The following is a 13615-nucleotide window of genomic DNA, read 5'->3' as shown; positions in this document are numbered from 1 at the left end:
CGTAAGACCTAGGGTTAACCCGGGTGCCTGGCGGCGAAGAAACGAGACTATAGCACGCTTTTTTAATGGCGTGCAAACGATGTCGTCGCATAGCCGTCAAAGGACCGAAAGCGCACTCATTCCGCCCGCATCTGGACGCTTCATCCTGCCACGCGCAATCCGGGGTGATAAATTCATGCACAAACTCTTTTCATACATCCCGCCATGCCCAGCAACGAAGACATCCTCATCAACGTCACTCCGTTCGAGACCCGCGTAGCCCTGACCGCCCAGGGGGTCGTGCAGGAACTGCACATTGAGCGCAGCATCCAGCGCGGACACGTCGGCAACCTGTATCTGGGCCGCGTCGCCCGGGTGTTGCCCGGCATGCAGAGCGCCTTTGTCGATATCGGCCAGGAACGAGCGGCTTTCATTCACGTGGCCGACCTGCGACAGAACCGCCATACCCGCATCGGCGGCGGCGACCACGCGCCGCAGACCCCCATCGAAAAATTGCTGTTCGAAGGCCAGCCGCTGCTGGTCCAGGTCATCAAGGATCCGCTGGGGACGAAAGGCGCGCGGCTGTCCACCCACATCAGCATCGCCGGGCGGATGCTGGTCTACCTGCCGCACGAACCGCACATCGGCATTTCCCAACGGATCGGCGACGAAACGGAACGCAATGCGCTGCGCGAGCGGCTGCTGGCGCTGAAGCCCGGGGACGAGCCCGGCGGATTCATCGTGCGCACCCAGGCCGAGGACGCCAGCGACGAGGAACTGGCGGCCGATATCGCCTATCTGCGCACCTTGTGGGCCAATATCCAGACCCGTATCCGCCAGGTGCCGGCGCCCTCCACCGTCTACGTCGAGCCGACCCTGACGCAACGTGTGCTGCGGGACATGGTGACGCCCGATACGGCCTCCATCACGGTCGACTCGCGCACAGTGACCCAGGAGTTGGTGGAATGGGCGCAGCGCTACACGCCTTCCGTGGCGAACCGCATCCACCACTACAGCGGCAACCGGCCGCTGTTCGACACGGCGAATGTGGACGAGGAAATCGCTCGTGCGCTGTCCCGCCGCGTGGATCTGAAATCGGGCGGCTATCTGATCATCGATCAGACCGAGGCCCTGACGACGGTGGACGTGAACACGGGCGGCTTCGTGGGCGGACGCAATTTCGACGACACTATTTTCAAGACCAATCTGGAAGCAGCGGTCGCCATCGCCCGCCAGTTGCGGTTGCGCAACCTGGGCGGCATCATCGTGCTGGACTTCATCGATATGGACGACAGCGGGCACCAGGCGGCCGTCCTGGCCGAACTGAACAAGGCCCTGTCGCGCGACCGCACCCGCACGACGGTGAGCGGTTTCAGCCAGTTGGGGCTGGTGGAGATGACCCGCAAACGCACCCGGGATTCGCTGGCGCACCAGATGTGCGAACCGTGCCCCACGTGTGAATCGCGCGGCACGGTGCGCACGCCGCGCACGCTGTGCTACGAGATCCTGCGCGAGATCCTGCGCGAGGCGCGCCAGTTCAATCCCAAGGAGTTCCGCATCGTCGCCGCACAGCCCGTGATCGACCTGTTCCTGGAAGAGGAAAGCCAGCACATGGCGATGCTGGGCGACTTCATCGGCAAACCAATCTCGTTGGAGGTCGAGGCTGGCTACAGCCAGGAACACTACGACATCGTCCTGCTGTAAACGCCGAAGCACGGTGTTCCGGCGAGCGAACGGAACCCACGGCCGCATTCCTGGTTTTTGTATCCAGTTGACTGGTTTACAATATTCCTTTCTTGATCGCATCGGAAAGGACCTCTGGCGTGGAACAGGCATCGAGTCAACGCATCCCCCTCAAGCGCCAGAACCTGGCTTCCATGCTGGTCGACGACCTGCGCAAACGCCTGCTCTGCGGCGAATTCAGCGGCGGTACTCTGCTGCGCCAAGAGCAGCTCGCCCAGGAATACGGGGTGTCGCGGATGCCAGTGCGCGAAGCCCTGCGCCAGCTGGATTCGGAAGGCCTGGTGATCATGCAGGCGAACCGCGGCGCCACAGTGTCGGAACTCTCCCTGGCGGAAATCGACGAGATATTCGACCTGCGCGCGGTCCTGGAACTGGACCTGCTCGAACGCGCCATTCCGAACATGACCCAGGCATCGATCGCTAAATCCCGACGGATACTCGAGGAACTGGACGAGGCCTACGCCAACCGCGACATCGCCCGCTGGGGTGCGCTCAACGGGAAATTCCACATGAGTCTGTACGAGCCCTCCGGGCGGTCGATCTCGCTGTCGCTGGTCAACCGCATCAGCCTGCAGGTCGACCGGTATCTGCGCCTGCAGATCTCGCGGACCGAGGCCATGACCGACGGGGCCGTCGAACACAAATCCATGCTCGACCTGTGCGGCCAGGGCAAAACCGCCGAAGCGCTGGCAATGCTCGCCACCCACATCCAGCGCACCAAGGACCAGTTGATCAGCATTCTCTCCGCCCGCCACGGCGGCTAGCCTGCCTGCCCACCGGCACAAGCGCCCGGATAAGAACGTCCGGCGCGCACATCCGCCCTTCTCCGGACGCCTGGCCCCGGCGGTCCGCACGGTGCGCGCCGCATGCCCGGACGGATGCGAATCCCGGAATACCCCTGAAAGAAACCAGGGTTTCTCCTGATCCGAATCGCGTTGACACCCCCCCGCCTGGCCTTTACCATGACTTTTCATTTTGGATACAGGATACTTTCGGCAGGATCCTATGAATACATTCTTGACGTCGCTGATCGACCGGCTCAATTTCATCGTCCGCATCCTGATTGGTCTTGGCCTGCTGTCCATGGTCGCGCTGATCTCGCTGCAGGTGACGGTGCGTTTCATCCTGCCCAAGCTGGGCATGCCCGCGGGCTTGCCCTGGACGGAGGAGGCCGCGCGCTACCTGATGGTCTGGGTCATTTTTCTGGGCGGCGCAATCGCCGCGCGCCACGGGCTGCTGATCGCCGTCACCGCGCTCATCGAGGCCCTGCCGGCGGCACCTTCGCGCCTGCTGCGGCGCGCGGCCCTGTACTTGCTGGCCGGTATCTTCCTCGCCATGGCCTGGTACGGCTGGCAATGGACCCTGTTCGGCGCCGATGAGGTCTCGCCCGCCCTCATGCTGTCGAAGTTCTGGCTCTACCTGGCCATGCCCGTGGGCTGCGCGCTGGCTGCGGCGAACACCCTGGTGCTGGCGCTACAGAACGGCGAAGCGCGGGAAGCGACGGCAGCCTGAAGGCCCCCTCAGGCACAAAGGAATCAAGACAGAGGCAAACCATCATGCTCCTCATGTTCGGCACCCTGCTTTTCTGCCTGGCGATCGGTGTTCCCGTGTTCGCCTGCCTGGGCATCGCCGCCGGGCTGGCCATGCTGCAGTTCGGCCTGGATCTGCTCAGCGCCCCCCAGACCATCTTCGAGTCGCTCGATTCTTTCACCCTGATGGCCATCCCGTTCTACATCCTGGCGGGCAACCTGATGCAGACCGGAGGCATCTCGCGACGCCTGATCCATCTGGCCAATTCGATCGTTGGCTGGCTGCGTGGCGGCCTGGGCGCCTCCTCGATCCTGACCTGCATGTTCTTCGCCACCATGTCCGGGTCGTCTTCGGCCACCACGGCCGCGATCGGGTCGAGCATGATCCCCGCCATGGAAAAGAAGGGCTACCCCAAGAGCTTCGCGGCGGCCTGCGTGGCCGTGGGCGGCGAACTGGGCGCCATCATCCCGCCCTCGCTGACCATGATCGTCTATGGCCTCGTGGCCAACGTGTCGATCGGCAGCATGTTCATTGCCGGCATCCTGCCCGGCCTGCTGGTGGGCCTATCGTTGATACTGACCATCGTCCTGGTGGCTTCGGTCCGCGGTTTCGACAATGTCACCCGGGTCAGCCCGCGCGCCTGGCTGTGCAACGTCTATGTCGCGCTCAAGGGATCCATCCTCGCGCTGATGATGCCGGTCATCATTCTGGGCGGCATCTATTCGGGCGTCTTCACCGCCACCGAGGCCTCGGTCGTCGCCGTTCTCTACGGCCTGCTGGTCGGCGGCCTGATCTACCGCGAACTGACCCTGCGGGATCTGGTCCGGACCTTCATCGATTCGGCCGTCATGACGGGCGTGATCATGCTGATCGTGGGCTGCGCCGCCCTGTTCGCCTACATGCTGACCCTGAACCAGGTGCCGCAGACCTTCGGACGCTTCATCGTCGACATCGCGGGGGGACCGATCGGCTTCCTGCTGCTGGCCAACCTGCTGCTGTTCGTGGCCGGCATGTTCATGGAGGCCTTCGCCCTCATCATCATCCTGGTGCCCATTCTCGCGCCGATCGCCGTCCAGTTCGGCATCGACCCGATCCACTTCGGCATGATCATGATCGTCAACATCTGCATCGGGATGGTGACCCCGCCGGTGGGCGTCAACCTGTTCATCACCTGTCAGATCGCCAACCTGCCGATTGAACGACTGCTGCGCCCCCTGGGCATTTTCCTGGCCGTGCTGATCCTCGACGTCCTGCTGATCAGCTACATCCCCTGGCTGTCCATGGCATTCCTCTGACTTTCCGCCCCACCCTGACCCACCAACGGAGACTCACCATGAAGAAAATCCTGCTTTCGGCATGCCTCGCCGCCGCCCTGCCCCTGGGCGTCGCCCAGGCCGCCGACGTCGTGGAACTGAACCTGGGCCACGTGCTGGCCACCGACAGTCACTATCACATCGTGGCCGAAAAGCTCGCGGAGATCGCCGCGGCGAAATCCCAGGGCACACTGAAGATCAACGTCTTCCCCAGCGGCCAGCTGGGCGGCGAGGTCAAACTGATCCAGTCGGCGCGCACTGGCGCGGTCCCTCTGGTAGTGACCGGAGAGCCGCCCGTCGAGAACACCGTCAAGGAATTCGGCGTCTTCTCGCTGCCCTACCTGTTCCCCGACCTGCAAAAGGCCAATCATGCCATGCAGAGCCAGTTCGGCAAACGCATGCTGGGCTACCTCGACAAACACGGGCTGGTCGGCCTGGGCTGGATCTCGTCGCTGGAGCGCAATATCTACGGCGTGCGCAAGGTCGAGCACCCCGACGACATGAAGGCTATGAAAATCCGGGTGATCCAGTCGCCGGGCTATGTGAAAGCCTACGAGGCGCTGGGCGCGCAACCCACGCCCATGGCGTATTCCGAGGTCTATCTGGCGCTGCAGACCGGGGTGATCGATGCCGGAGAGGCTTCGCCGGACACCATGATCCAGGACAAGTTCGCCGAGGTCAGCAAATACTACAACCTGGTCAAGATCCATTACATGCCCGCCATCCTGCTGATGAGCAAGGCGCGCATGGACAAGCTCTCGCCGGAACATCAAAAGATCCTGCGCGAGGCCGCCGACGAGGCGGTCAAGCATGGCATCCAGTACTACACCGACGGCTACGCCAAGAGTCTGGAGCAGATCAAGGCGATGGGCGTCCAGATCGTCTCGCCCGACATCACCGAATTCCGCGAGAAGACCGCCGCCCTGTATCCGTCCCTGCTGGCCGACATCCCCGACGGCGAAGCCAATGTGAAGGCAGCACGCGCCGCCATCGAATAAGGCTTCGGCCACGGACCGCCCCGAGGCGAAAAAAAGCCCCCCGAAGGGGGGCGCCCCACTTCCCAACCCCCACAGACGGCCCGGGCGCACCCCGGGCCAGGAGATCGTCATGCCCCAAGAATTGAAAGGCATCTGCGCCGCCGCCTGCACTCCCATGAGCGACGATGGCGCACAGGTGGATTACGACCGCCTCAAGACCCACCTGGATACCCTGATCGAGGCCGGCGTCCACATCATCGCCGTGTGCGGCGGCACGGGTGAATTTCCGTTTCTTTCCACCGAGGAAAAGCGGCGGATCGCCGAAATCGCCGCGCGCCACATCGGCGGACGGACCCGGCTCATCGTCCAGACCTCGGCCATCCGCACCGAGGACGCCATCGAAGCCTCGCGCCATGCCGAGGATCTGGGCGCCGACGCCTTGCTGGTGCTGCCGCCCTACTTCGAAGGCCCCACCCCCGACGGGGTCTTCAGCCATTACGAGAAAATCGCCCAGGCGGTCAAAACGCCGATCATGGCCTACAACATCCCCGTGCATTCGGGTTTCGACATCACGCCGGACTTTTTCAAGCGGCTGCAGCAGATCGACAACGTCAAGTACATCAAGGACACCAGCGGCAACTTCGTGCGCCTGCAGGAACTGATCGCCGCCGGCCTGCCGGTCTTCAACGGCGCCGATCCCTTCGCTTTCCACGCGCTGGTGGCTGGCGCCCGAGGCTGCTTTTGGGGCGCCGTCAATGCCATGCCGCGCCAGGCCGTCGAACTTTACGACCTGGTCCAGGCGGGCCAGGCCAGCCAGGCGGCCGAGCTCTGGAAGCGCATGCTGCCAGCCAACCTGTTCTTCTGGAACCACCCGTACAACCCGGCGGTTAAGGCCGCCACGAACCTGCTGGTGAACAAGGTGGGCCCCTGCCGGCAGCCCGTCCAGCCTCTGTCCGACGCGGATCTGCGCGAACTGGACGCCGCCCTGCAACCTCTGCGCTGACTCTGCGCGTATCGAACCAGGAGACCTCATGTCCGCCATTGAACGAGTCTACGACCAGGCCCGGGCCGGCGCGCTTTACGCCGGCCCGCTGATCCCGGGATTCCAGGCCTCGGCCGCCCGCATGCCTGTCGTCAGCCCCATCGACAACACCACGATCGGCGCCCTCGTCACGGGCACCGCGGCCGACGTGGATGCCGCCGTCGGCGCCGCCCGCGCCTGCTTCGAATCGGGCGAGTGGTCGGGCATGGCCCCTGCCGAGCGCAAGCGGGTATTGCTCGACTGGGTGGCGCTGATCCGCGAACACTCCGAGGAAATCGCCGCGCTGGACTGTGTGGACGCGGGCAAGCCCATCACGGAATGCCTGCACACCGACATGCCGGCGACACTGGACGCGTTCGCCTGGTACGCCGAGGCTGTCGACAAGTGCTTCGGCCGGATCGCCCCCACAGGCGGCGATGCCCTGGGCCTGATCGTGAAGGAACCCATCGGCGTCGTCGGCGCGGTGCTGCCCTGGAACTTCCCGGCCTTGATGTTCGCCTGGAAAGTCGCGCCCGCACTGGCGGCTGGCAACTCGGTGATCGTCAAGCCAGCCGAGCTGACCTCGCTCAGCGCCTACCGTCTGACTCTGCTCGCCCACCAGGCCGGCGTGCCCGCCGGCGCCCTGACCCTGGTCACCGGCACGGGAGAGGACACCGGCGAGCCCCTGGGCCGCCATCCCGACGTGGACATGGTGTCCTTCACCGGATCCACCGAAGTCGGGCGCCTGTTCCTGAAGTATTCCGCCGAAAGCAACCTCAAGGAGATCGTGCTGGAATGCGGCGGCAAGAGTCCTCAAGTCGTATTCGAGGATGCCGACCTGGATGCCGCGGTCGGCCAGATGCTCTCGGCCGCCTACTGGAACATGAGCGAGAACTGCAGTTGCGGATCGCGCCTGATCGTGCAGGCGAGCATCAAGGACGCCGTCATCGAGCGCCTCAAACACGGCCTGGCCGAATGGAAGGTCGGCCTGCCCACCGACCCGGCCACGCGCATTGGACCGATGGTCGAGGAACCTCATTTCCACAAGGTGCGGGCCTTCCTCGAGGAAGCGCCGGCCGCGGGCGCACGCCTGGCGCACGGAGGCCGCATCCATGCCGAACTGGGCAGTGGCTGGTACGTCGAGCCAACGATCTTCGACGGTGTGACACCCGCGATGCGCCTGTTCCAGGAGGAAGTCTTCGGCCCGATCCTGGCGGTCACGTCCTTCGAGACCGAGGACGAGGCCGTGGCGCTGGCCAACGACACCCAATACGGTCTCGCCGCTTCGCTTTACACTCGGGACGTGGGCCGGGCGCAACGCGTATCCCGGCGCATCAAGGCTGGCACGGTTTCGGTCAACGGCTTCTCCGAAGGCGACATCACGGCGCCCTTCGGCGGCTACAAGCTCTCGGGCTTCGGCGGCCGCGACAAAGGCATGGAAGCGTTCGATCAGTACACCCAGACCAAGGTCATCTGGTATATGAACGCCTGAGCGCGCGACAGAACGGGGGAACGATGATGGATCCGCAAGAGGCCCTGGGGCCTGAAACGTTGCAGGGCCTGCGCGAGAAGCGGGCACTGCTCTGGCTTTCTCCGGAGCACGACCCGACGGATGACGGCCGGGATCTGCCCTACGACCCCTCGGCGGCGCAGGCCCGCTTCGAACGCTGCGCCGGCTTGCTGGCCCGCGTGTTCCCCGAACTGGCGGCGACCGACGGACGGCTGTCATCGCCGCTGACGCCCATCCCCCACTTGCGGCAAGCGCTCTCGTCGGTGGGCGAACCGGGCGCCGGCTCCGAGGGCGCCTGGTTCCTCAAGCGGGACGACATTCTGCCCGTGGCGGGCTCGGTCAAGGCGCGCGGTGGGTTTCACGAAGCGCTGGTCTTGGCCGAGCGTCTCGCACAGGAGGCCGGGTTGCTGGATGAGGACGGCGACCGTGCGCGTCTGGCCGAACCTTCGGTCCGCGAGCACCTGGGCCGGCATACGCTGTCGGTCGGCAGCACCGGCAACCTGGGCCTGGCCATCGGTCTGATCGGGGCCGGTCTGGGATTCCATGCGGTCGTCCACATGTCTTCGGACGCCAAGGCGTGGAAAAAAGACCGCCTGCGCAGCCGCGGCATCACTGTCGTCGAGCACGCGGGCGACTATGCCGCCGCTGTCGCCTCGGGTCGCGCGGCGGCCCGGCAAGACCCCCTGATCCATTTCGTCGACGACGAGCGCTCCGAGGCGCTGTTTCTAGGCTATGCCGCTGCGGCCCGGGAACTGCTGGACCAGCTTCGGGCCGCTCGCCGCCCCGTGGATGCCGCCCACCCCTTGTTCGTCTACCTGCCCTGCGGCGTCGGCGGGGCGCCCGGCGGCATCACCTACGGCCTGAAGCGTCTGCTCGGCCCGCACGTGCACTGCTTCTTCGCCGAGCCCACCGCCTCGCCCTGCATGCTGGTGCAGGTGGCCTCGGGCACCCAGGCCCCCGTACCGGTGCACGACATCGGCCTGGACAACCGGACCGAGGCCGACGGCCTGGCCGTCGGCCTGGCTTCGCCCCTGGTTTCCCCGATCATGTCCCGGCTGCTGGCGGGCGTCTTCACCGTGGACGACGACACGCTGTTCCGCGACGCGTTGGTTCTGGAACAGGCCGAAGGCATCTCCATCGAGCCCTCGGCCGCCGCCGGTTTGCGGGGTCCACGCTGGCTGCTCGGCTCGCCGCGCGGACGCCGCTACCTGCAGCGCCATGACCTGACGCCCGTGATTTCCGGTGCCACCCAAGTGATCTGGAGCACCGGCGGCGCGCTGGTGCCGGAGGACGTCCGCGCACAATTCAGGGCGCGGGGCGCGCGCTGAAAAGCCCCCGGCCGGGCCGGGCGCAGCATGTCAGCCGCCGTCGTCCATTTTGTTTTCCCAACTGGTATCCGCGGCGCAGGCGTCCGGCTTCATCATGGCGGTGAGCATCCGGTGGACCCGGTCCATCTGTCCGGCGAGATAACTGTAGGCCTTGACGTTGATGGTCCGGTTATGGAGCAGCGTCAGGCTCAGCACGACGCTGCGGTCCCAGCCCGCGCCAGGCTCGGGACGATAGACGACGCGTCCGAAGGACGATTCGCCGGGCACCATCTCGAAGGTGTAGGTTTCGTGGCAGACCGCCGCATGACGGAACAGGTTCTGCTGCACCTGGGGAAAATCGATCGGCAGGCGGCGGCGCTCGGTGACCTGATAGCGGTCGGTTTCCAGCTGATCGACGGTCAGGCTGGCGGGAGCGGCGCAAGCGGCGAGCACCGCCAGCAATGCCAGGGAAAACAGGGTTTTCATGACGGTCTCCGGGGGGCCTCGCCGGCATCGGCGGGGCCGGGCGCCTGAGGCGCCTGGGGTTGCGGGGATTCCACAGGGGTGGACGAAGCGGAAGGATCCGGCGCCGACTCGGCGTCGTCCCGGAACTGCAGGCGATACAAGCCGGCATACAGGCCGTCGGCCGCCAGCAGTTCGGCATGACTGCCCTGTTCAACGATGCGGCCCTGGTCCAGGACGACGATGAGATCGGCCTTCTGCACGGTGCTGAGACGGTGGGCGATCACCAGCGTCGTGCGGCCCGCCATCAGGCGTTCCAGGGAAAGCTGCACCTGGCGCTCGGATTCGTTGTCCAGGGCGGAAGTGGCCTCGTCCAGGATCAGGATCGGGGCGTTCTTGATGAGCGCCCGGGCAATGGCCAGGCGCTGGCGCTGGCCACCGGACAACGCGCTGGCGTTGCTGCCGACCCGGGTATGCATGCCTTCGGGCAGGCCGTCGACGAATTCCAGCAGGCTGGCGGCTTCCAGGGCCGTGCGAATGCGGTCTTCCGGCACCTCGCCCAACATGCCGTAGGCAACGTTCTCGGCGATCGTGCCGTCGAACAGAACGACGTCCTGACTGACCAGCGACAATTGCGAGCGCAAGGCGTCGAGCCGCAACTCGCGCACATCGATGCCGTCGATCGTCACCCGGCCGCCGGTGGGTTCGACAAAGCGCGGCAGCATGTTCACCAGCGTGGTTTTGCCGCTGCCCGAGCGGCCCACCAGCGCCACGGTCCGGCCCGCCCGGACCGTGAGGGTCACCTGGTCCAGCGTATCCCGGGCCGCATCGGGAAACCGGTGCGTGACCGCATCGAAGACGACCTCGCCGCGCAGACGGCCCTGAATTTCCCGGGTGCCCGTGTCCGGCTCGACCGGCTCATCGATCAAGGCGAAGACGCTTTCTGCGGAGATCAGCATGCGCTGAGCCGCTCCGGCGATGTTGGTGAGCCGTTTCAGGGGATCGAAGATCTGGCCCAGCGCCGCCATGAAGGCGGCGAAGCTGCCCACCGTCAGTCCCTGGTGGTTGGCCTGGTACAAGGCCACGGCGACGACGATGGCCACGGACAGGGCGACGAAGAACTGGGAGATCGGCGACATGGCCGAATCCGCGCTGGCCGCGCGCATGGCGAAACGGCGCAGGCGGGCATTGACGTAGGCGAAGCGTTCGCGCTCGCGCGCATAGCCGTCGAACAGCTTGACGACCCGCTGGCCGGCGATGCCTTCGGTGACCACGTGGGTCAGTTCCGCGTTCATGTTGATCGTGTCGCGGTTGATGCGCCGCAAACGGCGGACAAAATAGCGCCCCGTCAATACGGACAGCGGCAGCATCACCAGCACGATCAACGTCAATTGCCAGGACATGTACAGCAGCACCGCCAGCAGGGCCACGACCGTCAGCGATTCGCGCACGATCACGCGAATGACCTCGGTGGACAGGCCGCTGACATTGCCGGCGTCGATGGTGAAGCGGTTGAGCAGGCGTCCATGGTCCCGGGCGCGGAAAGTCGCGTCGGACATGCCGAGCAGGCGGTCGAACATGTCGCGACGCAAGGCCAGCAGCATGTTGTTGGCGACCCAGGACATCAGGTAAGTGCCCCCGAAGGTGCACAGACCCCGCAGCAGCATCAGCCCGACGACGGCCAGGGGAATGGACCAGATATAGGATGGCTGCGCGCCGGTGAAGCCCTCGTCGAGCAGGGGCTTCATGATGACGGCCAGCAAGGGCTGCGTCGCCGAGGCGATACTGAGCAGCACCAGGGCCAGCAGGCCGACCTTCCAGTCCCGGCCCAGGCGGGCGTAGATCTGCCGCCACAGCTCCAGCCGCACGGGACGGCTGTCCACGGGTTGATCGGTGGTGGTCTTCACCCGGCACACTCTCTTATATACTTTGGGAACCACGCATTTTAGCCCGTTCGCGTCTTCGGACCGCATCGGGTGCCGGAGCCGCCGCGTTGACACCCTCTCCCAGCCCCGCTCTGTACGTCCGCCTGCCCAACTGGGTCGGCGACGTCTGCATGAGCCTGCCCAGCCTGGAAGCCCTGCTGGCCACCGGCCTGCCCGTCGTGGCCTGCGCCCGGCCCTGGGCGCGGGATCTGCTGGCCGCCTACCCGCTGGCCGGCTTCGTCCCCATGAAAGGCGCCTGGCGCGCGGACCGGGCCGCAGTGCGCAACGCGCGGCGACAAGCGCCGCTCGGGCGGCCCCTGGGCCTGCTGCTGCCCGATTCCCTGTCCAGCGCCCTGGTGTTCCGTTTCGCAGGCATTCCCTGCGCCGGCTACCGGGACGACGGACGCAGCCTGATCCTGCGCTGGCCCTGCGCCAAACCGGCCGGACCGCTGCACGCGGTGCAGTCCTGGTACCATCTGACCCGCCGCGCGCTGGCACAATGGCGCCTGCCGGAACCTCCGCCGCAACCCGCCGACGAACTGCGCTGGCAGGCCGCCGCCGCCCACGAGGACGAGGCGGCCCGGGCGCTGTCCGGGGCGGGGCTGGCCAATGGCGGCTTCGTGCTGATCGCGCCGACGGCGACGGGGCTGCACCGGGGCCGCGTCAAGGTCTGGCCAGGGTTCGACAGCCTGACCCGTTCCCTGCAGGCGCGCGGCCTGACGGTCGCCATGTCCCCCCCCGCATCCGAACGCCGGGCCGCGCTCGACAATGCCCCCACCGCTCTGCCGCTGCCACCGCTGGGCCTGGGCGCCTTCGCCGCCCTGACCCGCCGCGCGGCCCTGGTGATCTGCAACGATTCCGGGGTCTCGCACCTGGGCGCCGCCGCCGGCGCCCGGCAGATCACCCTGTTCGGCGTCACCGATCCCGCCCGCACCGGTCCCTGGTCCAACCGGGCCGTCCGCATGGGCCGCATGGACGCCTGGCCCGCCGCTCCCGATGTCCTGTCCACCGCGCTGGACCTCCTCGACACGCCTTCCGCCGCATGACGATCATCGCTTTTCTTGGAAACCTGCTCATTCCCCTGAACCTGTCGGTCACCCTGCTGGTGCTGGCCCTGCTCCTGTTCATCCTGCGCTGGCGCAAGACGGCAGGCATCCTGGCGGCCGGCGCTTTGGCCTGGGTGCTGTTCTGGTCGCTGCCGACGTCCTCGCTGTGGGCCGGCGGTCTGCTGGAACAACGCTACCCCTACAGGCCGGCGGCCTTGATGCCGACAGCCCAGGCGATCGTGGTCCTGGGTGGCAACTCCGCCAACGGCAGGCGCAACTGGTTCGAGCCCTACGACCGCGACACGGCGATCCTGCGCACCGACACGGCCGCCGAACTCTACGCGGCGTGCCGCGCTCCCCTGGTCGTCGTTTCGGGAGCCGCACTGGACGGCGGACAGAGCGAGGCGGCCATGATGGCCTCGGCCCTGGAGCGCGACGGCGTTCCCAGCGCGTCGATCCTGAAGGAAAACCAGAGCGACACCACGCGCGAGAACGCGGTCTTCACGGCCCGGCTGCTGCGCGACCGGGGCATTGAACGCTTCCTGCTGGTGACGTCCGCCCTGCACATGCCCCGTTCGATGGCCAGCTTCCAGAACCAGGGCATGAATCCGATCGCGGCGCCCTCGCCGCCCCAGATCGTGGTTCCGGCCGATCCCGATTTTTCGTTCTGGCTGCCGGATCTGCGCGCGCTGAACGCCAGCCGGTCGATCATCAAGGAATATCTGGGGCTGCTGGTCTATTGGGCACGCGGCTGGGCCTGAGACCCGCCCGTCGGGCCGGTCACCCCATGCCCCCGCGGATG

The 13615-nt window shown here is 66.2% G+C and carries 12 protein-coding genes; 10 read left to right on the top strand and 2 right to left on the bottom strand.

What is annotated here, in order from left to right:
- Positions 1-204: 204 nt before the first annotated feature.
- The 8 genes from rng to O4H32_RS08330 all read left to right on the top strand — a co-directional run bounded on the left by rng (position 205) and on the right by O4H32_RS08330 (position 9401).
- The gene (rng, locus tag O4H32_RS08365; protein WP_269358167.1) at positions 205-1683 is read left to right on the top strand and encodes a ribonuclease G; all 1479 of its coding nucleotides are present in this window, start codon (positions 205-207) and stop codon (positions 1681-1683) included.
- Between the two features lie 119 nt (positions 1684-1802).
- Positions 1803-2486 (top strand): GntR family transcriptional regulator, encoded by a 684-nt coding sequence (locus O4H32_RS08360; RefSeq protein WP_269358165.1) that lies wholly within the window; start codon positions 1803-1805, stop codon positions 2484-2486.
- 241 nt (positions 2487-2727) lie between these two features.
- Complete coding sequence (locus O4H32_RS08355; RefSeq protein WP_269358163.1) at positions 2728-3234, top strand: TRAP transporter small permease; 507 nt, start codon at positions 2728-2730, stop codon at positions 3232-3234.
- 44 nt (positions 3235-3278) lie between these two features.
- A complete protein-coding gene (locus O4H32_RS08350; RefSeq protein ID WP_269358161.1) occupies positions 3279-4547 on the top strand; it encodes a TRAP transporter large permease in 1269 nt (422 codons plus the stop codon).
- A gap of 38 nt (positions 4548-4585) precedes the next feature.
- On the top strand, positions 4586-5563 hold the full coding sequence (locus O4H32_RS08345; protein WP_269358159.1) for a TRAP transporter substrate-binding protein: 978 nt from the start codon (positions 4586-4588) through the stop codon (positions 5561-5563).
- A 109-nt stretch (positions 5564-5672) separates the two neighbouring features.
- Positions 5673-6545, top strand: a complete 873-nt coding sequence (locus O4H32_RS08340) for a dihydrodipicolinate synthase family protein (protein ID WP_269358157.1) — start codon at positions 5673-5675, stop codon at positions 6543-6545.
- Positions 6546-6573: 28 nt separating this feature from the next.
- Positions 6574-8055, top strand: coding sequence for an aldehyde dehydrogenase (locus tag O4H32_RS08335; protein ID WP_269358154.1), 1482 nt, complete (start codon positions 6574-6576; stop codon positions 8053-8055).
- Between the two features lie 26 nt (positions 8056-8081).
- Positions 8082-9401, top strand: a complete 1320-nt coding sequence (locus tag O4H32_RS08330; protein ID WP_407932636.1) for a D-serine ammonia-lyase — start codon at positions 8082-8084, stop codon at positions 9399-9401.
- Between the two features lie 30 nt (positions 9402-9431).
- Here the strand turns inward: O4H32_RS08330 and O4H32_RS08325 are convergent, their stop codons facing one another.
- Together O4H32_RS08325 and msbA are read right to left on the bottom strand one after the other, a co-directional pair.
- Positions 9432-9866, bottom strand: coding sequence for a hypothetical protein (locus tag O4H32_RS08325; RefSeq protein ID WP_269358150.1), 435 nt, complete (start codon positions 9864-9866; stop codon positions 9432-9434).
- Positions 9863-11749 (bottom strand): lipid A export permease/ATP-binding protein MsbA, encoded by a 1887-nt coding sequence (gene msbA, locus O4H32_RS08320; protein WP_269358149.1) that lies wholly within the window; start codon positions 11747-11749, stop codon positions 9863-9865. Before msbA ends, O4H32_RS08325 begins: the two co-directional genes overlap by 4 nt.
- Positions 11750-11898: 149 nt before the next feature.
- On the opposite strand from msbA, the gene O4H32_RS08315 reads away from it, so the two are divergent.
- Both O4H32_RS08315 and O4H32_RS08310 read left to right on the top strand, forming a co-directional pair.
- A complete protein-coding gene (locus O4H32_RS08315) occupies positions 11899-12813 on the top strand; it encodes a glycosyltransferase family 9 protein (protein WP_269358183.1) in 915 nt (304 codons plus the stop codon).
- The gene (locus O4H32_RS08310; protein WP_269358148.1) at positions 12810-13574 is read left to right on the top strand and encodes a YdcF family protein; all 765 of its coding nucleotides are present in this window, start codon (positions 12810-12812) and stop codon (positions 13572-13574) included. Before O4H32_RS08315 ends, O4H32_RS08310 begins: the two co-directional genes overlap by 4 nt.
- Positions 13575-13615: the final 41 nt, after the last annotated feature.

The organism is Castellaniella denitrificans, from assembly GCF_027214045.1.
GTDB classification, from domain to species: Bacteria; Pseudomonadota; Gammaproteobacteria; order Burkholderiales; family Burkholderiaceae_B; genus Castellaniella; species Castellaniella denitrificans_A.
The sequence above is the reverse complement of the archived record's forward strand: the minus strand, read 5'-3'. Positions and strand labels throughout refer to the sequence as shown.

Bases quoted from the DNA above. Each gene is read 5' to 3' on its own strand.
- O4H32_RS08350 (WP_269358161.1), top strand. From the start codon at position 3,279: ATGCTCCTCATGTTCGGCACCCTGCTTTTCTGCCTGGCGATCGGTGTT.
- O4H32_RS08315 (WP_269358183.1), top strand. From the start codon at position 11,899: ATGAGCCTGCCCAGCCTGGAAGCCCTGCTGGCCACCGGCCTGCCCGTC.
- rng (WP_269358167.1), top strand. From the start codon at position 205: ATGCCCAGCAACGAAGACATCCTCATCAACGTCACTCCGTTCGAGACC.
- O4H32_RS08355 (WP_269358163.1), top strand. From the start codon at position 2,728: ATGAATACATTCTTGACGTCGCTGATCGACCGGCTCAATTTCATCGTC.
- O4H32_RS08330 (WP_407932636.1), top strand. From the start codon at position 8,082: ATGGATCCGCAAGAGGCCCTGGGGCCTGAAACGTTGCAGGGCCTGCGC.
- O4H32_RS08345 (WP_269358159.1), top strand. From the start codon at position 4,586: ATGAAGAAAATCCTGCTTTCGGCATGCCTCGCCGCCGCCCTGCCCCTG.
- O4H32_RS08325 (WP_269358150.1), bottom strand. From the start codon at position 9,866: ATGAAAACCCTGTTTTCCCTGGCATTGCTGGCGGTGCTCGCCGCTTGC.
- O4H32_RS08310 (WP_269358148.1), top strand. From the start codon at position 12,810: ATGACGATCATCGCTTTTCTTGGAAACCTGCTCATTCCCCTGAACCTG.
- O4H32_RS08340 (WP_269358157.1), top strand. From the start codon at position 5,673: ATGCCCCAAGAATTGAAAGGCATCTGCGCCGCCGCCTGCACTCCCATG.
- O4H32_RS08335 (WP_269358154.1), top strand. From the start codon at position 6,574: ATGTCCGCCATTGAACGAGTCTACGACCAGGCCCGGGCCGGCGCGCTT.